This window comes from Rossellomorea sp. NS-SX7 (assembly GCF_052828565.1).
The window spans coordinates 71,555-95,513 of sequence record NZ_CM128249.1; the positions used below are offsets into that span (position 1 = coordinate 71,555).

At 45.8% G+C, this 23,959-nt stretch carries 19 protein-coding genes; 17 read left to right on the plus strand and 2 right to left on the minus strand.

Features of this window, described 5'->3' with window-relative positions; all coding sequences use genetic code 11:
* Positions 1-7 precede the first annotated feature (7 nt).
* The 4 genes from purM (at position 8) to purD (ending at position 4,890) form a co-directional block, all read left to right on the plus strand.
* Positions 8-1,048 carry a phosphoribosylformylglycinamidine cyclo-ligase gene (gene purM / locus ACUXV2_RS00350; RefSeq protein ID WP_446245088.1) on the plus strand — a complete coding sequence of 347 codons (1,041 nt, stop codon included), beginning with the start codon at positions 8-10 and terminating at the stop codon, positions 1,046-1,048.
* Between the two features lie 13 nt (positions 1,049-1,061).
* Positions 1,062-1,637 carry a phosphoribosylglycinamide formyltransferase gene (purN, locus tag ACUXV2_RS00355; protein WP_446245089.1) on the plus strand — a complete coding sequence of 192 codons (576 nt, stop codon included), beginning with the start codon at positions 1,062-1,064 and terminating at the stop codon, positions 1,635-1,637.
* 105 nt (positions 1,638-1,742) lie between these two features.
* Entirely contained in the window at positions 1,743-3,278 is a 1,536-nt protein-coding gene (gene purH, locus ACUXV2_RS00360) for a bifunctional phosphoribosylaminoimidazolecarboxamide formyltransferase/IMP cyclohydrolase (protein ID WP_446245090.1), read from the plus strand.
* 340 nt (positions 3,279-3,618) lie between these two features.
* A complete protein-coding gene (gene purD / locus ACUXV2_RS00365; RefSeq protein ID WP_446245091.1) occupies positions 3,619-4,890 on the plus strand; it encodes a phosphoribosylamine--glycine ligase in 1,272 nt (423 codons plus the stop codon).
* Here purD and ACUXV2_RS00370 read toward each other — a convergent pair.
* Together ACUXV2_RS00370 and ACUXV2_RS00375 are read right to left on the minus strand one after the other, a co-directional pair.
* Entirely contained in the window at positions 4,868-4,981 is a 114-nt protein-coding gene (locus tag ACUXV2_RS00370; protein ID WP_446245092.1) for an EYxxD motif small membrane protein, read from the minus strand. The two genes, purD and ACUXV2_RS00370, sit on opposite strands and share 23 nt — an antisense overlap.
* Before the next feature lie 86 nt (positions 4,982-5,067).
* The gene (locus tag ACUXV2_RS00375) at positions 5,068-5,559 is read right to left on the minus strand and encodes a YgaP family membrane protein (protein WP_446245093.1); all 492 of its coding nucleotides are present in this window, start codon (positions 5,557-5,559) and stop codon (positions 5,068-5,070) included.
* Between the two features lie 219 nt (positions 5,560-5,778).
* Between ACUXV2_RS00375 and ACUXV2_RS00380 the strand changes: the two genes are divergently transcribed.
* The 13 genes from ACUXV2_RS00380 to ACUXV2_RS00440 all read left to right on the plus strand — a co-directional run bounded on the left by ACUXV2_RS00380 (position 5,779) and on the right by ACUXV2_RS00440 (position 23,914).
* On the plus strand, positions 5,779-7,518 hold the full coding sequence (locus tag ACUXV2_RS00380; RefSeq protein WP_446245094.1) for an adenine deaminase C-terminal domain-containing protein: 1,740 nt from the start codon (positions 5,779-5,781) through the stop codon (positions 7,516-7,518).
* 43 nt (positions 7,519-7,561) lie between these two features.
* Entirely contained in the window at positions 7,562-8,602 is a 1,041-nt protein-coding gene (locus tag ACUXV2_RS00385; RefSeq protein WP_446245095.1) for a DUF3048 domain-containing protein, read from the plus strand.
* A gap of 21 nt (positions 8,603-8,623) precedes the next feature.
* The gene (locus ACUXV2_RS00390) at positions 8,624-8,926 is read left to right on the plus strand and encodes a YerC/YecD family TrpR-related protein (protein WP_446245096.1); all 303 of its coding nucleotides are present in this window, start codon (positions 8,624-8,626) and stop codon (positions 8,924-8,926) included.
* A 155-nt stretch (positions 8,927-9,081) separates the two neighbouring features.
* Positions 9,082-9,768, plus strand: a complete 687-nt coding sequence (locus ACUXV2_RS00395; RefSeq protein WP_446245097.1) for a heptaprenylglyceryl phosphate synthase — start codon at positions 9,082-9,084, stop codon at positions 9,766-9,768.
* An 84-nt stretch (positions 9,769-9,852) separates the two neighbouring features.
* Positions 9,853-12,096 carry a DNA helicase PcrA gene (pcrA, locus tag ACUXV2_RS00400; RefSeq protein WP_446245098.1) on the plus strand — a complete coding sequence of 748 codons (2,244 nt, stop codon included), beginning with the start codon at positions 9,853-9,855 and terminating at the stop codon, positions 12,094-12,096.
* A gap of 303 nt (positions 12,097-12,399) precedes the next feature.
* On the plus strand, positions 12,400-14,406 hold the full coding sequence (ligA, locus tag ACUXV2_RS00405) for an NAD-dependent DNA ligase LigA (protein ID WP_446245099.1): 2,007 nt from the start codon (positions 12,400-12,402) through the stop codon (positions 14,404-14,406).
* A gap of 15 nt (positions 14,407-14,421) precedes the next feature.
* Entirely contained in the window at positions 14,422-15,576 is a 1,155-nt protein-coding gene (locus ACUXV2_RS00410; RefSeq protein WP_446245100.1) for a CamS family sex pheromone protein, read from the plus strand.
* A 544-nt stretch (positions 15,577-16,120) separates the two neighbouring features.
* Entirely contained in the window at positions 16,121-17,629 is a 1,509-nt protein-coding gene (gene putP / locus ACUXV2_RS00415; RefSeq protein ID WP_446245101.1) for a sodium/proline symporter PutP, read from the plus strand.
* A 601-nt stretch (positions 17,630-18,230) separates the two neighbouring features.
* On the plus strand, positions 18,231-19,514 hold the full coding sequence (gene aceA / locus ACUXV2_RS00420) for an isocitrate lyase (RefSeq protein WP_446245102.1): 1,284 nt from the start codon (positions 18,231-18,233) through the stop codon (positions 19,512-19,514).
* Between the two features lie 181 nt (positions 19,515-19,695).
* Entirely contained in the window at positions 19,696-20,730 is a 1,035-nt protein-coding gene (argC, locus tag ACUXV2_RS00425; RefSeq protein WP_446245103.1) for an N-acetyl-gamma-glutamyl-phosphate reductase, read from the plus strand.
* A gap of 25 nt (positions 20,731-20,755) precedes the next feature.
* A complete protein-coding gene (gene argJ / locus ACUXV2_RS00430; protein ID WP_446245104.1) occupies positions 20,756-21,988 on the plus strand; it encodes a bifunctional ornithine acetyltransferase/N-acetylglutamate synthase in 1,233 nt (410 codons plus the stop codon).
* Positions 21,951-22,757 carry an acetylglutamate kinase gene (argB, locus tag ACUXV2_RS00435; protein ID WP_446245105.1) on the plus strand — a complete coding sequence of 269 codons (807 nt, stop codon included), beginning with the start codon at positions 21,951-21,953 and terminating at the stop codon, positions 22,755-22,757. The genes argJ and argB overlap by 38 nt, the downstream gene beginning before the upstream one ends.
* On the plus strand, positions 22,754-23,914 hold the full coding sequence (locus ACUXV2_RS00440; protein ID WP_446245106.1) for an acetylornithine transaminase: 1,161 nt from the start codon (positions 22,754-22,756) through the stop codon (positions 23,912-23,914). The genes argB and ACUXV2_RS00440 overlap by 4 nt, the downstream gene beginning before the upstream one ends.
* Positions 23,915-23,959: the final 45 nt, after the last annotated feature.

Here is a 23,959-nt window from a genome sequence, read left to right on the forward strand (position 1 = left end):
GATCGAGATGGCAAATGCGTATCGCCAGGCAGGCGTGGATATAGAAGCAGGATATGAATCGGTCGAACGGATCAAAAAGCATGTGAAACGGACGGCACGAGAAGGCGTACTAGGGCAGCTGGGAAGCTTCGGCGGTATGTTCGACCTATCACAGCTTGGTTTAAAAGAACCGGTCCTTGTGTCGGGGACGGATGGAGTCGGCACTAAACTGAAACTTGCGTTTATGGCAGATCGGCACGACACAATCGGCATCGACTGTGTTGCGATGTGCGTGAATGATATTGTCGTTCAAGGAGCTGAGCCGCTTTATTTCTTAGATTATATAGCGACCGGAAAGGCTCATCCGGCGAAGATAGAAGGTATTGTAAAAGGGATTGCGGACGGATGTGAAATGGCAGGCTGCGCACTGATCGGCGGCGAAACGGCCGAGATGCCGGGGATGTATACAGATGAAGAATATGATATCGCCGGATTTGCAGTGGGAGCGTGTGAAAAGAAAGAAATTGTAACAGGAGAGAACATTTCTGAAGGAAATATGTTAATCGGCCTGGGTTCGAGTGGTATACACAGTAATGGATACTCTTTAGTGCGTAAGATCTTTTTTGTAGATCATTCTTTCTCTTTAGAAGAATCTTTACCGGAATTGAAAACCACACTAAGGGAAGCGCTGCTTACACCGACCAGGATTTATGTGAAACCGGTACTGGCTGTTCTGAAACAGTATCGTATCAATGGAATGTCGCATATAACCGGCGGGGGATTCATCGAGAACATTCCACGGATGATGCCTGCTGGACTTGGTGCTGTCATCGAGGAGGGCAGCTGGGATGTACCGGATATATTCGCGGCCCTCAAGCAGTACGGAGGAATTCCTCAGGAAGAAATGTACAATATCTTCAATATGGGAATCGGTTTTGTGCTTGCAGTGGAAGAGAGTGACGCGGAAGACATTGTCGGATTCCTGAAAGAACAGGGTGAAGCGGCCTGCATCATCGGTAAGGTTTCTAAAGGTGAAGGAGTACAATTCGTACAAAAACCGAGTCAGTAATGGAGGCTTAGTCATGAGACAGATTGCCATTTTTGCCTCAGGAAGCGGAAGTAATTTTCAAGCATTGGTAGATGCTGTTCAAGCGGGTACGCTGAAGGCCAATATCAAGCTTTTGGTGTGTGACCAGCCTGGCGCCTTTGTCATCCACAGGGCGCAGTCGGCAGGCATCCCTGCTTTTGTATTCCGGGCAAAAGACTATGAAAACAAACAAGCATTTGAACGTGAAATTCTGCATCAGCTCGAACTTGCAGGAGTGGATTTTATCGTGCTGGCAGGCTATATGAGGCTGATCGGCCCTACACTCCTTGAAAGCTACGGGGGAAGAATTGTGAATATACACCCTTCTCTCCTGCCTGCTTTTCCTGGCAAAGATGCCATCGGACAGGCACTTGAAGCCGGAGTGAAAATCTCAGGGGTGACCGTTCATTATGTGGATGCTGGGATGGACACAGGGGAAATCATAGCTCAGGAGATCGTCCGCATCACAACAGGGGAAACGCGGCAGTCACTCCAGGAAAAAATTCAACATGTCGAACACTATCTATACCCGACAACCTTGAACCACCTCTTCCTTACCACAGGCTACTGATCGATAACGAAAATCATGTTGCTTTATCATGGTAGTGTGATAAAGTGGTGAGGGACGGGCCTTGAATGAGGCGGATAAATAGTGACTAGTCAGAGGAGGAGCCATATGAAGAAGAGAGCGTTAATCAGTGTTTCAGATAAAAGTGGAATCGTGGAATTCGCACAGGAATTAAAGGAATTGGGGTACGAAATCATTTCTACAGGGGGAACCAAACAGCTTCTCCTTCAACATGATGTTGAAGTCATGGGAGTGGAGGATGTAACAGGCTTCCCGGAAATCCTCGAAGGCCGTGTGAAGACACTTCACCCTTCCATTCATGGAGGACTGCTTGCGAAACGGGGCGAAGAATCCCACCGCAGGCAGCTTGAAGAACAAGGGATCGAAGGGATCGATCTTGTCTGCGTCAATCTATATCCTTTTCAGCAAACAATCGCTAAGCCGAACGTGAGCGTTGATGAAGCGATTGAGAATATCGATATCGGCGGACCGACGATGCTGCGTGCAGCGGCCAAGAACCACGCGTATGTGACGGTTGTCGTCGACGCACTTGACTACGATCAGGTCATTGCCGAATTAAAGCTGAACGGAGAAGTATCCCATGAAAACCGCCGGAAGCTTGCTGCGAAAGTGTTCCGCCATACAGCAGCGTATGACGCGCATATCGCAGGGTACTTGACAGAAGTATCGGGAGAAGAGAACCCTGAACGACTGACGATGACATATGAACTGAAACAAAGCTTGCGTTATGGGGAGAACCCTCACCAAAAGGCTTCTTTTTATCGTGCGCCGCTGGGATCTGAATTTTCAGTCGCGATGGCAAGGCAGCTGCATGGGAAAGAGCTTTCCTATAATAATATCAACGATGCAAATGCAGCACTGCAGATCGTAAAGGAATTCACTGAGCCGGCAGCCGTCGCTGTCAAGCATATGAACCCGTGCGGAGTCGGTGTGGGTGAAACCATTCATGAGGCATTCTCGAAAGCTTATGAAGCGGACTCGACTTCCATCTTTGGCGGCATCATCGCATTGAACCGCGTTGTGGACGCCGAGACGGCGAAGCAGCTTCATGAAATCTTCCTGGAGATCGTCATCGCACCATCTTTCAGTGATGAAGCGTTCGAGATCCTTTCTAGTAAAAAGAACATCCGGTTATTGACGGTTCCATTCGAATCGACAAATAAGCTGGAGGAGAAAATCACCACTGTCGAAGGCGGGCTACTCGTACAATCAGATGATACCTTCACACTGAAGGATGCAGATGTAAGAGTCGTCACCAAGCGAGAGCCTACAACTGAAGAATGGGCCAGCATGGAACTTGGCTGGAAGGTCGTTAAGCATGTGAAATCAAATGCGATCGTGCTGACCGATGCCCAGATGACCGTCGGGGTGGGAGCAGGACAGATGAACCGCGTCGGTGCAGCCAAGATTGCGATAGAGCAGGCGGGAGAAAGAGCAGTTGGATCCAGCATGGCTTCAGACGCTTTCTTCCCGATGGATGATACCGTGGAAGCGGCAGCCAAAGCCGGCGTCACAGCCATCATCCAGCCGGGTGGATCGATCCGTGATGAAGATTCAATCAAAAAAGCGGATGAATATGGAATAACAATGGTGTTTACCGGGGTTCGTCATTTTAAACATTAGGATTATTTAGTGGTGCCAGGCACGGATGGGGGTTTTTGTGCCAGGCACAAAAGGTGTAGTTTGTGCCAGGCACAGATTCGGGGTTTTGAGCCAGGCTTAATTTGGTCGAATTGAGCCAGACCCCTGCCGAATCCACCCGCTGAACTGCGGTGTACCAGATACATATATGAAGGTGTGTACCAGGTACAGGGCTCACAGAATGTACCAGGTACACCAACTCTCATTTGTACCAGGTACAACCACCACGATTTATACCAGGCACCATCCATCCAAACAACATTTCCATCCCCTCTTCCGCTCCAGCGGGAGAGGGGATCACTCATAATAAGGAGGCTTTTCTATGAAGGTACTTGTAATCGGGCGCGGCGGCCGTGAGCATGCCATCGCCAGGAAGCTGGCTGAGAGCGAAAGTGTATCAAAGGTATTCTGTGCACCGGGAAATCCGGGGATAGCGGAGGTCGCTGAATGCATCCCTGTACAAGAAACAGACTTTAACGCACTCATTTCCCTTGCGAAGGAGAAGGAAATAGACTACACGTTCGTCGGACCTGAAAATCCTTTGCTTGAGGGGATCGTAGATAAGTTTCAAGCAGAAGGGTTAAAGATATTCGGACCTTCAAAGGACGCAGCCATCATTGAAGGAAGCAAATCCTTTACAAAGGATCTGATGAAAAAATACGACATTCCGACAGCTGCATATGAAGTGTTTACAGACATTGAAGCGGCTTCCGCATATATCAAAAAAGCAGGGGCCCCGATCGTCATCAAAGCAGACGGACTGGCAGCAGGAAAAGGCGTGGTTGTTGCGCAGACTGAAGAAGAGGCACTGCAGGCGCTGGAAGAAATGCTCCTTGATAAAAAATTCGGGGACGCTTCTGTGAAAGTGGTCGTCGAAGAGTGCTTAGTAGGTGAAGAATTCTCCCTGATGGCGTTTGTGCAGGGAGAGAATGTGTATCCGATGGTCATCGCTCAGGATCATAAGCGTGCATTCGATGGAGATCAAGGTCCGAACACAGGAGGTATGGGTGCCTATTCACCGGTCCCTCATATTTCAGATGAGATCGTGAAAGAAGCCATATCAACCGTGCTTTACCCTACAGCAAAAGCGATGGTTAAGGAAAATCGTTCATTTACGGGTATTCTTTATGCGGGGCTCATGCTGACGACGGATGGTCCGAAGGTGATTGAATTCAATGCGCGTTTTGGCGATCCGGAAACTCAGGTGGTACTTCCGCGTTTGAAGTCTGATCTGGGGCTGATTATTAGAGATCTGCTGGAAGGTCAGGAGGTCAACCTGGAATGGAAGGAAGAAGCGGTTCTTGGAGTTGTGCTGGCTTCAGACGGATATCCTGATGGATATAAAAAAGGCATCAGCCTGCCTGATTTCCAAAATCTAAAGCAAGATACACTCATCTATCATGCCGGAACAGCCCGCAATGAAGAAGGGGAACTGGTGACAGACGGAGGCAGGGTACTCTTGGTAGCTGCAGAAGCAGACACAGTGGAAGCGGCCTATCAAACGGTTTATGAAGAATTAAACAAACTCGGATTGGAAGGTCTCTTTTACAGAAGGGATATCGGGAAAAAGGCTATCGAACACGTCTCTTCCTAGTTCTGCGGATATATACAAAAGCAATCGCAATGATTCCGCCGATCAGCGAAAACAACACGTAAGACATATCGGTCAAATATTCCCAAAACATAACACGCATCTCCTTTGAATGATAATGTAACACGTTAATGTGACGAGGGACGGGCCTTTATCTTGGTAAAGGACGTCCCTCTCTGATTAGATTTGTGTGAACCCCTGGTTATCGAAGTTGCTCGTTTTGCTCGATGATGTACCAAGGTCACCGTTCAGCGCTTCCTGGACTTCTTTATTGGTCAGCTCTTCCGGGTTGAAGTCGGCATCTTTTTTTGTTGAAGTTGATTCAGGTTTATTTTTATTGGAATCGAAGCTATCGAAGTTCCCACTTTCATTTTTCTTTTTGTCTGATTTCAACATGTCTTTCACATTGAACATGTCCATTGCTTTAAAGTTTCCTAAGCCTTTGAATTTCTTGTCTCCATCACTATCCCCGCTCCTATCAAAAAGGTCGGTAACAGGGCAGTACCGAAGGATTCCTTCGCCCACTTTCATGGCTCCGATCATCGCCATTACAAGGTACGAATCTCTCCATGGACGCTTAACAAGCTTGGATGTGGCCCAAGCGAGAATCGTGAAGCCCACCGTAATGCGGATTAAAGCATTGATGATCCCGATGTTTGATGATACTTTCATTTGTAAACTCCTCCTTAATAGAAAATTCACATAATTGTTGTAAACCTTTAATGCGTTAAAAGACAAAATATGTTAACATGAATGAAAGCCCTTTCTTTTTGAAAGAAACTCACAATTGTGAGTACGTCGGGCATAATTCAAAGGTTTTATCTGCCAACATACATGTAAAGAAAGACTAAATAAAACAGACAATACCATTCCACCAGAGGAGTGTTCGCCTTGGAACAGCGCTACAGATGGAAGAATAAACAACTGCGGGAACACGTACAGGTTCTCGACGGAGAGCGATCTCCAACCATCCTTTTGAAAAATGCAACATACCTGCATTCAACATTGAAGAAATGGGTGCAGGGTCATATCTGGGTGTACGAAGACCGTATCGTATACACTGGTGACCGGCTCCCGGATCTCATGGGGGAATGTGAGATTGTAGATTGCACATCACAATATCTTGTCCCCGGATATATAGAACCGCATGTGCATCCTTTTCAGCTTTATAATCCCCAATCTTTTTCCAAGTATGCATCCCAAACAGGTACAACTACATTTGTGAATGATAATCTCATGATGTTTTTGCAGCTGGATAAAAAGAAAGCGTTTTCTTTGTTGGGGGAATTTAATTCACTGCCATATTCAATGTTCTGGTGGACACGCTTTGATTCACAAACCGAAATGGCAAATGAAGATACCATATTCTCGAACGGAGAAGTGAAATCATGGCTGGAACATGAGGCGGTTGTACAGGGAGGGGAATTGACCGCCTGGCCGCGGCTCCTGGAAGGCGATGATCTTATTCTGCATTGGGTGCAGGAAGCCAAAAGAATGGGGAAAATCGTCGAGGGGCATCTCCCTGGAGCTTCTGATAAAACGATCGCCAAGCTCGGGCTGCTTGGAATCGACGGCGATCATGAATCGATGACAGGGGAAGATGTTTATAAGAGGCTGATTCAAGGCTTGACGGTAACACTACGTCACTCGTCCATCCGTCCAGATCTGCCAGTCCTTTTGGAAGGTCTTCAAGAAAAGGGAATTGAGAATTATGATTCCATCCTTTTGACAACAGATGGTTCCACACCTGCTTTCCATGAAGAAGGTGTCTTGAATGTGCTGATTAAAATGATCATCGATAAAGGCATTTCACCGGTCGAAGCATACAATATGGCCAGTTACAATGCCGCAAATTATTATAACCTTACACACCTGCACGGAATGATTGCCACCGGGAGAGTCGCCAACATAAATTTCCTGAGAAGTAAGGAGGATCCGACTCCGGTATCGGTGCTGTCCAAAGGAAAATGGGTGTTGAAAAACAATCAGCAGGTTGATCATGATGAGACGATCCATTGGGAGGAAAATGGCTTCAGTCCCCTTTCTCTGGAATGGGATGTAACGCATGACGATCTACAGTTTTCCATGCCTTTTGGAATCGAAATGGTCAATGATGTCATTACCAAGCCGTATTCAATCAATATTAATCCGTCCACTGATGAGCTTCCGACAGACCATGACCAATCTTTCCTGATGCTCCTGGACCGAAATGGAAAGTGGAGAATCAGCACAATGCTGAAAGGGTTCTCGGATAGAGTGAAGGGGTTTGCATCTTCCTACTCCAATACGGGGGACATAATCTTGATTGGAAAAAGCAAATCAGATATGATTGCTGCTTTTAATCGGATGAAAGAAATAGGCGGAGGCATCGTCCTGACTGAGAATGGCGAAGTGCTGCACGAAATTCCTCTCCCGCTGAGCGGCCTTCTTTCGAAAAAAGATATGCCGGAACTGATTGAAGAAGAGAAAATCATGAAAGCATTGTTGTCGGAACGAGGGTATAAATTTGCCGATCCCATTTACACACTGCTCTTCTTGCAATCGACTCACTTACCTTATATAAGGGTGACACAAAAAGGAATCTATGATGTAATGAAGAAAACGGTACTCTTTCCAACGATAATGCGTTAAAATATGAAAGTATACACAGAACATTTAGGGGTGTTACGTTTTTATGCTTAAAAAGCCACTTATTATTTTGCTAAGTGCACTGACCCTTGCAGCATGCAGTTCAGATAAAGAAGAATCAGGAAAGAATCCTGTGAAAGAAGAGAATGCTGCGCCCGTGGCGAAAGAAAATGTCGAGAATGTCATGAAGTTTCAATCACCTCTTACCGGTGAAGAATTGAAAGAAGAATCGACGGATCGTCCGGTTGCTGTCATGGTGAATAATCACCCGAAGGCAAGACCGCAGTCAGGTCTTTCCAAAGCGGATATTGTTTATGAAGTGCTGGCAGAAGGGGATGTGACAAGGTTCCTTGCCATCTTTCAAAGCAGGCAGCCTGAAAAAATCGGGCCGGTACGGAGTGCAAGGGATTATTATATCGATCTCGCAAAAGGATACGACAGCCTTTATATCGCCCACGGCTACAGTCCCGACGCAAAGGAGAAGCTGGACAACGGGGAAATCGATCACTTAAATGGCATCAGGTACGATGGTACGCTATTCAAGCGAGCTGAATTCCGGAAGGCTCCTCATAATTCATATATCACTTTTAAAAATATCCAAAAAGGCGCAGAAGAGAATGATTTCTCAATGGATACGCCCCCGCAATCGTTAAACTTTTTATCGAAGGAAGAATCGGTGACTGGAGAAAGCGCAAATTCAATCATGATTTCTTACTTTAATAACCCGCTGTTTGACGTCGTCTATGAATATAACCAGGACAAGGGCAAATATGAGCGTTACTCAAACGGAGAACAAACAATAGATTATGATACTGAAGATCCCGTGCTGCTCGAGAACATCCTGATTGCAGAAACACCTCACAGGATCATCGACAGTGCTGGCAGGCGCGATATCGACTTACAATCAGGCGGCAGCGCTTACCTCATACAGGATGGGAAACTCCGTGAAGTACAGTGGCAAAACGTAGAGGGAAGAATCCTTCCGTTTGAAAACGGCAAGCAGATCCCGCTGAGAAAAGGTGCTACTTGGATCAACATCATACCGAGCTCTCCTGGATTGTCAGGATCAGTCTCGTATCAAGAATAGAGAAGGAAAAGGAGACTATTTATGCAAATAAACAAACTAAGAGGGAAAGAACTGGATCAGCTTTTTAACGCCATTCTTTCTCTGCAGGATATGGAAGAATGCTATCGTTTCTTTGATGATTTATGTACAATCAATGAAATTCAGTCCCTTGCCCAAAGACTTGAAGTCGCCCGCATGCTTCAGGAAGGAAAAACGTACCATAAAATCGAAACTGAAACCGGAGCAAGCACCGCCACGATCTCCCGTGTCAAACGCTGCTTGAACTACGGAAACGATGCGTATCAGCTTGTTCTTGACCGTGTACACGATAAAGAGGAAAAATAATTGGTGAGCCGTTATCTTTAGGGATAGCGGTTTTTATTTTTGTCTTTCCATCAACCAAAATCAAATTTCAATTTTTAACAAAAGACGAGGTAATGCGACTCCCTTCTGCACATGATATAATACGTTAGATGGATGTATGAATGGAGGAACGATCAATGTATGATGTCCAAAAGTGGAGCCATGTGTTTAAGCTGGATCCCAATAAACACATAGATGATGAAGAGCTCGAAGCTGTATGCGAATCAGGGACGGATGCAATCATTGTAGGGGGAACGGACGGTGTAACCCTCGAAAAGGTTCTTGATTTGATGGCGCGTGTAAGACGCTATACAGTTCCTTGTATTCTGGAGGTTTCAAATTTGGAGTCGATTACTCCAGGGTTTGATCTGTACTTTATACCAATGGTGATGAACAGCTCGAATACCGACTGGGTTACGGGCCTTCACCATCAGGCGGTAAAGGAATATGGGGAAATTATGAATTGGGATGAAATCCTTGTTGAAGGTTATTGTATATTGAATAGTGAATGCAAAGCGGCGAAGGTGACAGAAGCGAATTCGGATCTGGCAAGCGAGGATGTCGCTGCATACGCCATGATGGCGGAGAAAATGTTTAACCTTCCGATTTTTTATATGGAGTACAGTGGTACATATGGGGACGTGGAGACAGTGAAGGAAGTTAAAGAGTCACTTGAGAAAACGACCCTATTCTATGGAGGCGGCATCGAAACACCTGAGCAGGCGAAGGAAATGGCCGATGTATCAGACGTGATTGTCGTTGGAAATATTGTATATGAAGATCTTAAAGAGGCTCTTAAGACAGTAAAAGCCGTCAAGGGATAAGATTACTGCTGGAGGTTCCATCCTCCTTGAGATATAATAGAAGAAAAATATAGAACGTATGTTCGTTATGGTGGTGAGAGTGTTATGCAATTTTTGACAGATCGATTATTGAATGGAATGAATCCGGAACAGGCAGAGGCTGTGAAGGCAACAGAGGGTCCACTATTGATCATGGCTGGTGCAGGATCCGGTAAGACAAGAGTGCTGACGCACCGGATTGCGTATCTTATGGTGGAAAAAGGAGTGAATCCTTACAATATCCTGGCGATTACTTTTACGAATAAAGCAGCCCGTGAGATGAAGGATCGTATCAATAACATCGTCGGCGGCGCATCTGAAAATATTTGGATTTCGACGTTCCACAGTATGTGTGTGCGTATCCTCCGACGGGACATCGACCGCATCGGGATGAACCGTAATTTTACGATTTTGGATTCGACGGATCAACAGTCCGTAATCAAATCCATTCTGAAAGATAAAAACATCGACCCAAAGAAATTCGATGCACGTTCCATCCTCGGGTCCATCAGTTCAGCGAAGAATGAACTGACCACTCCAGAAGAGTTCTCCAAAACAGCTGGCGGGTATTATGACCAGGTGGTATCTGATGTCTATACAGAATATCAGAAGCGTCTCCGCAAGAATCAGGCACTCGACTTCGATGACTTGATCATGACGACGATTCAGCTGTTTCAAAGGGTTCCGGAAGTCCTGGAATTCTATCAGCGTAAATTCCAATACATCCACGTGGATGAGTATCAGGATACGAACAGAGCTCAGTATATGCTCGTTAAATTACTCGCTTCACGCTTTCAGAACCTTTGCGTGGTGGGGGATTCCGATCAATCCATTTATCGCTGGCGCGGAGCGGATATTGCCAATATCCTTTCGTTTGAAAAAGATTACCCGCGTGCCAATGTCATTCTTCTTGAGCAGAATTACCGTTCGACGAAGCGTATTTTACAAGCAGCGAACGAAGTGATCCAAAAGAACTCAAACCGGAAACCGAAGAACCTGTGGACAGAGAATCACGAAGGGGAAAAGATTTCTTATTACAGGGCGGATTCCGAGCAAACGGAAGCTCAGTTTGTAACCGGCAAGATCAAGGAGATGGTGGATAGCGGGAAACGCAAATACTCTGACTTCGCCATCCTGTATCGTACGAATGCCCAGTCACGTGTAATGGAGGAAGTCCTTCTCAAATCGAATATTGAATACAGCATTGTCGGCGGCATCAAGTTCTACGACAGAAAAGAGATCAAGGATATCCTTGCTTATCTGCGTCTGATTGCCAATCCTGATGATGATATCAGCCTGCAGCGTGTGATCAATGTACCGAAACGAGGAGTCGGTGCGACCTCGGTTGATAAGATCGCACGTTACGCAGCGGATCATGACATTTCCATGTTCTCTGCACTGGAGGAAGCTGATTTTATCGGCCTGAGCCCGAAAATCACAAAAGCTGTGATTGAATTCAAAGAGATGATCAAAGGCTATACAGGAATGCAAGAGTACTTATCTGTTACCGAACTGGTAGAAGAAATCCTTGAAAAATCCGGCTACACCGATATGTTAAAGGCGGAAAAATCCATTGAGTCCCAGAGCAGACTGGAAAACTTGGATGAGTTCCTGTCTGTCACGAAAAGCTTTGAACAATCGAATGACGATAAGAGTCTTGTTGCATTCCTGACAGACCTGGCGCTCGTTGCCGATATCGATAAGCTGGATGATGATGATCAGCCGAAGGATTCGGTCATCCTGATGACCCTTCATGCCGCGAAAGGTCTTGAATTTCCTGTTGTATTCCTGATGGGGATGGAGGAAGGTGTATTCCCTCACAGCCGTTCACTGATGGAAGAAGACGAAATGGAAGAAGAACGCCGCCTTGCATATGTAGGGATCACGCGTGCAGAAGAAGAGCTTTATATGACTAATGCTCAAATGAGGACCCTGTTCGGTCAGACGAAAATGAACCCTGTATCAAGGTTCATCAGTGAAATCCCTGCCGACCTGCTTGATGATGTGATGGCTGAGAGCAAGAGCCAAAGCAAAAGTCCATTCTCTTCATTCGGCGGCAGATCAACCGGAAGCGGTCCTTCCCGTCCTGCCCCAAGGAAGCCTGTCACCCGTCCTGTCGTACAAAAGACAACCGCCGGCGAAGCGGTATCCTGGCAAGTAGGAGACAAGGCGTCCCACAAAAAATGGGGAACCGGTACCGTCGTAAGTGTCAAAGGCTCCGGAGACAGCGTCGAACTCGACATCGCCTTCCCAAGCCCAACAGGAATCAAACGCCTGTTGGCCAAGTTTGCACCGATAGAAAAAGCATAATAAAGCTTTATTAAAGGTATATTGTTAGGTTTTAAGGTGCTTCCAGCTGTTGATTGGAGTGGAAGACGAAGACTCCTGCGGGAGAAGTGGCCAATGTGAGACCCCGCAGGCGAAGCCGAGGAGGCTCACGGGTCACCCGCGGAAAGCGAAGTCTTCCACGGAAATCAACAGCGGCGTATAAGGGAGCAGTTTTAAAAGTTAAACAAACGTTTGATTAACAACAAAAAACGTCGATAAATCAACGATCACAGAGTTAAACACTTGTTTAATAAGCGTGAAGATAAGCAAGAAAGGGTTGTTAGAATGGATCAACAATCGGCTGAAAAACGTGTACAGGAACTGCATGAAATATTGAATCATTATAATTATGAATATCATGTCCTTGATAAACCTTCAGTGCCGGATTCCGAATATGATCAGCTGCTGCGGGAGCTGATCGATCTCGAGGATCAGTATCCTGATTTACAAACTGCCGACTCACCTTCTCAAAGAGTCGGGGGAACGGTGCTTGATGCATTTGAAAAGGTGGAGCACCGCAGTCAAATGCTGAGTTTGGGGAATGCATTCAATGAACAGGACCTCCGGGATTTTGACCGTCGTGTCCGTCAGGCAGTCGGGGACGATTTTTCCTATGTCTGTGAACTGAAGATTGACGGGCTGGCGGTTTCCCTTCGTTATGAAAAGGGAGTATTCGTTCAAGGTGCCACACGCGGGGATGGTTCGATCGGGGAGGATATTACATCCAACCTGAAGACGATCCGTTCGATCCCATTAAAGATCAAAGAACCTCTTTCGTTTGAAGTGCGCGGGGAAGCTTTCATGCCGAAGGGTTCGTTTGAAGCCTTGAATAAAGTGAAAGAGCAAAAAGGGGAAGAACCGTTCGCGAATCCGCGTAACGCAGCTGCAGGTTCATTGCGTCAGCTGGATCCTAAGATAGCCGCTTCACGAAATCTTGATATCTATCTGTATGCCCTGGCTGACATCGGTGATACAGGCATAGACTCTCATAGTGAAGGTCTAAATCAGTTGGACAAGCTTGGATTTAAGACCAACCCTGAACGAAAGCGCTGTGCTGACATAGAGGAAGTACTGGAATATGTGGAAAGCTGGACGGAAAGACGTCCGGATCTTTCGTATGATATCGATGGGATTGTCATCAAAGTAGATTCATTGGAGCAGCAGAAAGCACTTGGGACAACTGCGAAAAGTCCGCGATGGGCGATTGCTTTTAAGTTTCCTGCAGAAGAAGTGGTTACGGTCTTGAAAGAAATCGAACTGAGTGTAGGGCGCACCGGAGTGGTGACCCCAACGGCTATCCTTGAACCTGTAAGGGTTGCAGGTACAACCGTTCAGCGTGCTTCCCTGCACAACGAGGATCTCATCAGGGAAAAAGATATCAAAATCGGTGATCACGTAGTCATTAAAAAAGCAGGGGATATCATCCCTGAAGTGGTAAACGTCTTAGAGGAAAAAAGAACAGGCGATGAACAGGAATTCAATATGCCCACGCATTGTCCGGAATGTGAAAGTGAGCTTGTAAGGCTTGAGGGAGAGGTGGCACTTCGCTGTATCAATCCTAAGTGTCCTGCCCAAATCCGTGAAGGCCTCATTCACTTTGTCTCGAGAAATGCGATGAATATTGATGGGCTTGGTGAAAAGGTCATCAGTCAGCTGTTCAGGGAACAATTGATTGTAGATGTGGCAGATCTTTATAAATTGGAAAGGGACCAGCTTCTTCAGCTCGAGCGAATGGGTGAGAAATCGGTGGATAACCTTCTCCAGGCAATCGAGACTTCTAAAAAGAATTCACTGGAGAAATTACTGTTCGGTTTGGGGATCCGTCACGTAGGGGCGAAAGCAGCCAAGACCCTTGCCCAGGAATTCGGCTCAATGGATAAGTTGATGGAGGTTTCAAAAGAAGAACTGACCAACATCAATGAAATCGGTGAGAAAATGGCCGATGCAATCGTGGCTTATTTTGAAAATGATGAAGTGAAAGAGCTTGTCAAAGAGCTTAAAGATGTTGGAGTCAACTTGGAATATAAAGGTCCTAAACCTGTATCGGTAAGTGAATCGGATTCTTACTTTGCAGGGAAGACCATTGTGCTGACGGGGAAAATCGAACAATTGAGCCGTAACGAAGCGAAAGAGAAAATTGAAATGCTCGGCGGTAAAGTGACAGGGAGTGTAAGCAAGAAAACGGATCTTGTCATAGCCGGAGAAGACGCAGGCTCAAAGCTTGCAAAAGCAAACGAGCTCGATATAGAAGTTTGGGATGAGGATAAGCTGATGGAAGAACTTAACCGATAAGAGGTGTAGATAGTAATGAAAAAAAGGTTATCGGCAGCATTAACCGCCTTGTTGATACTTGGCGGCTGTGCGCCGACGTTTGAAAAGCAGGATCAAGTCGTTCAGGAAAATCAGGATAGTGAATCGAAGAAGGCGATCATTCCTAACTTTCAAATTTCAAACGATTATTATAAGACCATGCTTCCTTATGATACAAGTAAAACACGCGGGATCGTCGTGAATGACCTTGGCTCAAGATACGATATCAACGAAATAGAAAATGGTTTGCTGCGTGTTGCCCAAAAACGTTTTTCAACCAATGATTACTTTTTCAAAGAAGGACAGTTCTTAACCAAGAAGACGATCGACAGCTGGCTTCAGCGGAAATTCACAAGTGAACAGCTTGCCGAAAAAAAGCTGAAGGAAAGCGAAAACCTTGGGTTGAATCCAGTTCAAACACAAGGAAGCAATGCACCGATCTATTTAGCTCATATTGTTGAACATAATTATTTGATAAAGAAAGATGATGACAACAAAGTGCAGCTTGGAGGAGTGGTCATCGCCCTTTCATTGAATTCCGTCAATTATGAAACCAACCTCTCCACTGGAACGAGAACGGTCAAGAACATCAGCAATGAAGTTCTTAAGGAGCAGGGAGCAAAGATGGCTGATGAGGTGCTGAAAAGAATGCGTCAGAGAGAGGATCTTCGAAACATTCCCATCATGATCGCACTATACAAGCAAGCGCCAAAGCAGCAGGTGGTACCGGGCCAGTTTTTTGCCTATACAACAGTGGAAGCGGGATCCGGAACGATTCAAAATTGGGAAGGGATGAATGAGAAGTACTACATCTTCCCATCCCCGGAAGCAGCTTCGGATCATCCGGAAGATAATAAGATATTTCAGGACCTGAAGAAGGAAATAGAAGGGTATTTCCCTGTGTTCACAGGCGTAACCGGCGAAGCACTTTATCAGAATCAAAAGCTGACCGACTTGAACATGGAAGTAGCGCTCACCTTCAATGGTAAAACAGAAACAATCGGTTTTGCTCAATATCTATCCAATTTGATTGGAAAGAACATGCCCGAGAGCTGGAATGTGGAATTACGCATTAATTCTTCATACGGACCGGAGGCGCTGGTCGTGAAGAAAAAAGGAAGTAAAGAAACGTATTTGCACATATACGAATGATGGTGTCAGACCATCAAAAACCGGTCCTGTTCATAAACAGGACCGGTTTTTGTGTGCTTTACGGAATTACAGCGGTGTTCAAGATTCATATTAAATGACCTCATACATATTTTAAGTCTTTTGGTACAAACTAAAAGAGCTAACGTTAATTAAATTCCGGAATATGACACAGTTTTGTCAAAGAAGGCAATTTAATTTTATAAATTTTTATGAATGAATATAGCTATTTAAGCGCTTTCATAAAAATATATGCAAAATAAGTGAATAAAAATGCATGTAGGTCAATATATTCAGAAAATTTCGCATGTATTTTACTGAAATGTATGTTAGCATTAATAACGTTGTGAACTTGTTACGGAAACATCGCTTCGCAGAAGAAACTTTTTCAAACTTTTTTGAGTGAATAAGTTTACAACCTGTATGCATAGGGTAAAGGACTGTTGGACTTCATTTGAATAAGGTCTTTTAGCATGAATCAAAAGTCGGATTAAGCACCTGACAAACATCTATACAAATTTATCGAAAGGGGAATGCTAACAATACAATGGATATAGCTACTTTAGTCACGTTTATCGTATATTTAGTTGGTATGCTTGCAATTGGTATTATTTCTTACAGATTAACAAGTAACTTATCGGATTACGTTCTTGGAGGACGTAGTTTAGGACCGGGGGTAGCAGCATTGAGTGCTGGTGCATCCGATATGAGTTCATGGTTATTGCTTGGACTTCCTGGTCTCGCTTATGCAGTTGGATTAGGTTCCATTTGGTTGAGTATTGGGTTAGTAATTGGTGCTTATTTAAACTGGAGATTCGTTGCTTCAAGACTTCGCGCATACACGGAAGTTGCAGACGATTCAATCACGGTTCCTGATTACTTTGAAAATCGTTTCAAAGATGGATCTCGCCTGCTTCGTGTAATTTCAGCAGTGATCATCCTGGTATTCTTTACCTTCTATACATCGTCCGGTCTTGTGGGCGGAGCGTTATTATTCCAGGAAACGTTTGGAATGACTTACAACACAGCATTATGGATTGGTGCCATTGTAATCATCTCTTACACTTTCCTTGGAGGATTCTTGGCGGTAAGTTGGACTGACTTTGTTCAAGGGATTCTGATGTTCCTTGCATTGATCATTACTCCGATTGTTGCGATTGCAGAGCTTGGCGGCTGGAATGCGACTGTGGATGCTGTACGTTCAGTCGACCCTGCAAATCTTGATACAATGAATACGATGACAGTAATGGGTGTCATTTCATTACTTGCATGGGGTCTTGGTTACTTTGGCCAGCCTCACATCATCACACGCTTTATGGCATTGCGTTCAACAAAGGATGTACCGAAGGCACGCTGGATCGGTATGAGTTGGATGACGATTGCCATGATCGGGGCAGTCATTACCGGTTTCACTGGTATTGCCTACTTCGCAGATGCTCCACTGATTGCTGGAGATGTTGATAATTCCGAGAAAGTATTCATCTTCTTTACAGATGTCCTGTTCAACCCATGGGTATCAGGTATTCTTTTAGCGGCAATCCTGTCTGCTATCATGAGTACGATTGACTCCCAGCTGCTTGTATCTTCAAGTGCTCTAGCGGAAGATTTCTACAAAGCAATCATCCGTAAGAATGCTTCTGATAAAGAGCTTGTATGGGTAGGACGTATCGGAGTGCTTCTGATCGCATTCATCGCCATTCTGCTTGCAATGCAAGGGAACCCGGCAAATGGAGGCGGAACGAAGATCCTTGATCTTGTAAGTTATGCATGGGGTGGATTCGGTGCCGCATTCGGACCACTCATCCTTCTGTCTCTATACTGGAAAGGCATGACACGCAACGGTGCCCTTGCCGGTATGATCACAGGTGCGGTTACAGTCGTTGTGTGGAAGCAGCTGACAGTAGCAGAAGTGATTCCTTTCAGTCTTTATGAAATCGTTCCAGGATTCATCCTGGCTACGCTGGCAATCATCATCTTCAGTAAGGTTGGACCACAGCCAAGTGAAGAAATCAAAGCTGAATTTGATGAAGCTGTAGCAAAAGATATCGTAAAATAAATATGTAATGGCCTGCCATCATCGCTCGATACGCGATGGTGGCAGGCTTTTTTTGTGGTTAATGAAGTCTCTGCAAGGGTCTGCAAAATTTGTCGAAGGAAAAATAATAAAAAAAGGTTCCATCTCAAAACACTCTGTTATATAATACAAACAGGTTAAATAATCTGTATTATAACAAAGTGGATTTTGTTACATGCAACTAGGAGTTATATATACGGAAATCCACTGAAACGCTTGATATCAAAGCAAAAGAAGAGATTGAATCAAGTCGATGAAGAAACTCAGCTCTTAATAAAATGCTGTCATTGTGGACAGATTGGAGACTAGTTTCAGGGCCGGTGAACACGGCTGTTACAATACAGATTCATCGAACGATTTGACCTTGTATTTCACAGTATCTCATTTAGAAAAGAACCTTGATGAAAGATCATCACGAACACGCCTGAACATGTCAATCAACTTATCCAACACAGAAACCACTTCAAGAATTCCTCACCATTACCGGGTGCAGCATATGCAGACGGACACAACCTGTATCCAAACGCCAAAGCATACTTACGTTTTGACTAACCTACTAAAAATGAAAAGGGAGAGATATTCAATGACAAAAAACAGTGTGAAAGAACGCGCAAATGCATTACAGGAAAGCTGGGAACTGGACGAAAGATGGCGCGGAGTTACCAGACCTTATTCCGCAGAAGATGTTATCCGATTAAGAGGCTCCATTGATATCGAGCACACTTTAGCGAGACGCGGTTCTGAGAAGCTGTGGAATTTACTGCACGAAGAAGATTATATCAATGCTCTGGGAGCTTTAACGGGAAATCAAGCTGTCCAGCAAGTTAGAGCAGGGCTCAAGGCCATATACTTAAGCGGATGGCAGGTTGCTGCAGACGCCAATCTGTCTGGTCAGATGTATCCAGATCAAAGCTTGTATCCTGCAAACTCTGTCCCATCTGTTGTAAAGCGTATCAATCAGGCACTCCAACGTGCCGATCAGGTTCACTATGTGGAGGGAGACGAATCGATTGATTGGTTTGTTCCGATCGTCGCGGATGCAGAAGCAGGATTCGGCGGACAGCTGAACGTGTTCGAATTGATGAAAGGGATGATTGAATCGGGGGCATCTGCTGTTCACTTTGAAGATCAGCTTTCTTCGGAGAAAAAATGCGGTCACTTGGGCGGGAAAGTTCTGCTTCCTACTCAAACCTCTGTGAAGAATTTGATCTCAGCACGTCTTGCAGCGGATGTGATGGGCGTCCCTACGTTGATTGTTGCACGTACAGATGCCAATGCTGCGGATTTGATCACGAGTGATGTCGATTCATATGACGCTCCATTTATCACTGGTGATCGCACTCCTGAGGGCTTCTTCCGTACAAAGGCCGGCCTGGACCAGGCAATCGCGAGAGGCCTGGCTTATGCGCCATATGCTGACCTTGTATGGTGCGAAACATCAGAACCAAGCCTTGAGGAAGCGCGTCAATTTGCAGAAGCCATCCACAAGGAACACCCAGGGAAACTTCTCGCGTATAACTGTTCTCCATCCTTCAACTGGAAGAAGAAGCTTGATGATGAAACAATTGCGAAGTTCCAAATCGAGTTGGGCAAAATGGGCTATAAATTCCAATTTGTAACACTTGCGGGCTTCCATGCACTGAATCACAGCATGTTCGAACTGGCAAGAGGTTATAAAGATCGTGGAATGGCCGCTTACTCTGAGCTTCAGCAGGCGGAATTTGCGAGTGAAGTACACGGCTACTCTGCGACAAGACATCAGCGTGAGGTGGGAACCGGCTACTTCGATGAGGTATCCATGGTGATCTCAGGCGGTACTTCATCCACGACGGCTCTGAAAGGATCGACTGAAGCGGAACAATTTTAATTTTACAAAAATATAAAAAGATATACGCCCGTCCCTCGATGCTTTAAAGCGCTGAGGAACGGGCTTTTTATTTTAGAAAAAAGATTGGTAGTTAAAATTTAATAAATATACTATTGATTTTATGTTTATGCAGTCATATAATAAGACCTAATTTAAATCTATTGTGAGTGGTGAATGATTAATGAATGTTGGTATCGTTGGTTCTACTGGTTACGGTGGTGTCGAACTTCACCGCCTCCTGTCGAATCATCCCTCTATAGACACGTGTATTTTATATTCATCAACATTGAATGGAAATTCATATGTTGAACAATATCCCCATCTTATCGGCTTATCGAATGAAAGTGTGCGCGCCATCGAACTTGATGAAATGAAGCAGCTGGATGCCGTATTCCTGGCTGTGCCTGCGGGGATTTCCAAAGAGATGACAGCAAAGCTTTTGGGTGGTAAGGCAAAAATCATTGATCTTTCCGGCGACTTGCGATTGCAAGATCCAAAGGAATATGAGGAATGGTATAAGGGAGGAGCTGCTGACCTTTCCGTTTTAGGCAAAGCGGTATACGGGCTGACAGAATGCAATCAGGGTGCCATTAAAGAAGCTGACCTCATCGCTAACCCGGGCTGCTTCCCTACAGCGACCCTGTTGGCGCTCGCGCCGCTGGTCCAGCAAAAGCTACTGCATCCCGACTCATTGATTATCGATGCCAAGACGGGTCTATCGGGAGCCGGACGGAAGCCTTCGCTATCCAGTCATTTTTCTGAAACACAGGAAAATCTTCGGATCTACAAGGTTCATGAGCATCAGCATACCCCGGAGATCGAACAGCAGCTGAAACGTTGGAACCCTGAATCGACGCCTGTGACCTTTACGACTCACCTTATTCCTATGACGCGCGGCATCATGACAACCATCTATGGTGAACTTGTAAATGAACAAACGACAGAGGAGCTCAATGAGCTTTATCAAACCTTTTACAGCGCCAGTCCCTTTGTGAGGATCCGGCCAACTGGTCAATACCCAAGTACAAAGGAAGTGTTCGGCACTAACTTTTGCGATATTGCTATAAAAGTAGATTGTAGGACGGGCAGAGTGACAATCGTTTCCGTCATCGATAATTTGATCAAAGGCGCAGCCGGCCAGGCTGTACAAAATATGAACCTGATGTTCGGTCTGGAAGAAACGACCGGGCTTCGATTTTATCCAATCTATCCATAGGCTGCATTAAAAGGAGGAGAGAGAAATGAGTGTCATGGAGAAAAAAGAAGTTCAGAAGGTTGCAGGAGGGAGTATATTATCCCCTGAAGGCTTCAAAGCAGGCGGCATCCATATCGGCCTGCGCTATGAAAAGAAGGATTTTGGAGTGATTTACAGTGAAACTCCTGCCCAGAGTGCAGCGGTTTACACAAAAAGTCATTTTCAGGCAGCTCCTCTTAAAGTGACACAGGAAAGCATGGCAGCCGGCGGCATCCTCCAGGCAGTTGTGTGCAACAGTGCGATTGCCAATGCCTGCACCGGTGAACAGGGATTGAAAGATGCATTGAAAACAAGAGAGCTGGTTGCAGCGCGCTTCAGGCTGCCAGAGGAGTATGTTGCGGTTGCCTCGACAGGAGTGATCGGTGAATGCCTCCCGATGGAAAAAATGGAGCATGGATGCAGTGAAATTGCAGTCCACAGTGATTACAACAGTGCAAAATCGTTTCAGAAGGCGATCTTGACCACAGACACTGTTGAAAAGGCAAGCTGTGTCGAGGTAGTGATTGATGGGAACACCGTCACGATTGGTGGTGCTGCCAAGGGCTCTGGGATGATCCATCCGAATATGGGTACGATGCTCGGTTTTATCACGACGGATGCCAACATTTCCTCCCCTGTTTTACAAAGTGCGTTGAAGAAAGCGGTCAATACTTCCTTTAATCAAATAACTGTGGATGGTGAAACTTCTACGAATGATATGGTCATTGTGATGGCAAACGGAAGGGCTGAGAACAAGCCGTTGAATGAAAATCATCCTGATTGGGTTCATTTTCAGGAGGGGCTCACTCTTTTATGCGAAGACCTGGCAAAACAAATCGCCCGTGACGGGGAGGGTGCGACAAAGCTTATAGAGGTTGGGGTGAAAGGCGCCAATTCCACTGAAGATGCCAACATCATAGCCAAGAAAATAGTCGGATCGAATCTCGTCAAGACAGCCATTTACGGTGCTGATCCTAACTGGGGGAGAATCGTCGGTGCAATGGGTCACAGTGATGTAACCCTAGAGCCAGAAACATGTGACATTTACATTGGCGCGGAACTTGTCTTCTCGAATGGAACACCTCAGGCTTTCAATGAGCAGAGTGTAAGCGAATATATGAATAACGAAGAACATGTGGTCATCAACGTTCTTTTGCAGGATGGAGTTGGAGAAGGCAAAGCTTGGGGGTGCGATTTAACATATGACTATGTCAAAATCAATGCCAGCTATCGAACGTGAGATGCTCGTCATCAAACTGGGGGGAAGCATCCTTTACAGACTTTCCCCGCAATTTTTTGAAAGTCTGGCCGGAATGATGAAGGAGTACAACACGGTGATTGTGCATGGCGGCGGACCTGAAATTACGAATATGCTTGAAAAGCTGAATATAGAAACGACCTTTATTAACGGACAGCGCAAGACGACGGAACCGGTCTTGGAGGTGGCGGAAATGATCTTAAAAGGGAAAGTGAACAGCTACCTCACCAACCAATTGAATCATCATGGTTTGAAAGCGGTCGGGCTGTGCGGGTATGACGCCAATTTATTAAAAGCCGCTCTCATTGATGAAGAGTCACTTGGGTTGGTCGGTGAAATTGAAGAGGTGGAGAACGACTTGATAACGGGCATGACTTCAGCAGGGTATCTCCCGGTCATTGCGCCTCTTGCCGTTACAGCAGAAGGGACAAAAGTGAATGTGAATGCTGACCTTGCGGCTGCATCGATCGCGAAGGCGGCAGGGGCAGGGAAGCTTCTATACGTAACCGATGTACCCGGCGTCCTTCTGGAAGGCGAAATGATTCCGGAGGCAACAGCAGGAGAGGTCAATCATTTGATTGAGTCCGGTGTGATTTCGGGAGGGATGATTCCGAAGGTGAAATCAGCGCTATCCGTGTTATCGCCGAGCATGAAAGAAGTGATGATTGTCGGAGGGCAGCAGGCGATCTTCCAAGACGGAAACATTCTAGGTACAAAAATTACCGATAAAGGAGCGGTTGCAGCCTCATGAGTTGTTTATTCCCTACGTATAATCGATTGGATATAGAATTGGTTTCGGGTAAAGGGACCAAGGTGAAAGATTCAAATGGAAAGACGTACCTTGACTTTATTGCCGGCATTGCCGTCTGCAATCTCGGGCACTCCCCGGCGTCAGTCAAAAAGGCTGTGGAAGAACAGCTGGATAAACTATGGCATGTGTCCAATCTGTTTCAGATTTCCCTGCAGGAAGAAGCCGCCAAGCTTCTGGCAGGAGCCAGCGGATTGGATGCCGTCTTCTTTTGCAACAGCGGAGCGGAAGCAAACGAAGCCGCGATCAAATTGGCAAAGAAGCATACAGGAAAAACAAAGATTCTTACCTTCAGACAATCTTTCCACGGGCGTACGTTCGCAACCATGAGCGCGACCGGCCAGGAGAAGATCCACAGCGGATTCGGCCCGCTGGTTCCGGCTTTTGAATACTTGCCGTATAACGATGTTGAGGCGGTCAGGGAAATTGAAGCTGATGACATTGCTGGGATCATGCTGGAAGTGATTCAAGGGGAAGGCGGAGTGAACCCAGGGACTGAAACGTTTTTGAAAGAAGTGGAGAAAAAGTGCAGGGAACTGGGTGCCCTCTTGATCATCGATGAAGTGCAAACAGGGATCGGCCGTACAGGAGCACCTTTTGCCTATCAACACCACGGTTTACATCCCGATATTGTGACTGCCGCCAAAGGACTCGGAAGCGGCTTTCCGGTCGGAGCGATGATCGGCAGGGAAGAGCTCATTTCGACCTTTTCACCAGGCACCCACGGTTCCACGTTCGGAGGTAATCCCCTCGCGATGGCTGCGGTGAAAGCGACTCTCGAAACGATTATGGATGATTCTTTTTTATGTGAAGTGAAAAGGAAATCGAAATTATTCATCCAGTCTCTTAAAGATAAGTTGGAGTCACTCCCGCAAGTAAATGAAGTGAAGGGAGAAGGCTTCATGATCGGGATACAATTGGAGGGTGAAGCGAAGGAGTCCATTGAACGGCTGAGGGAAAACGGACTGCTGACACTGCCTGCGGGACCCGATGTCATCCGTCTGCTGCCTCCATTGACAGTTACGGAAACGGAACTTAAGGAAGCACTTACGATATTGGAACAGTCCATAAACCTGCAAGAGGCAGAAGCATCCCGCTAGATTTTTTTAATCAAGAATGTATAAAAATACCTAATTAATAATAAA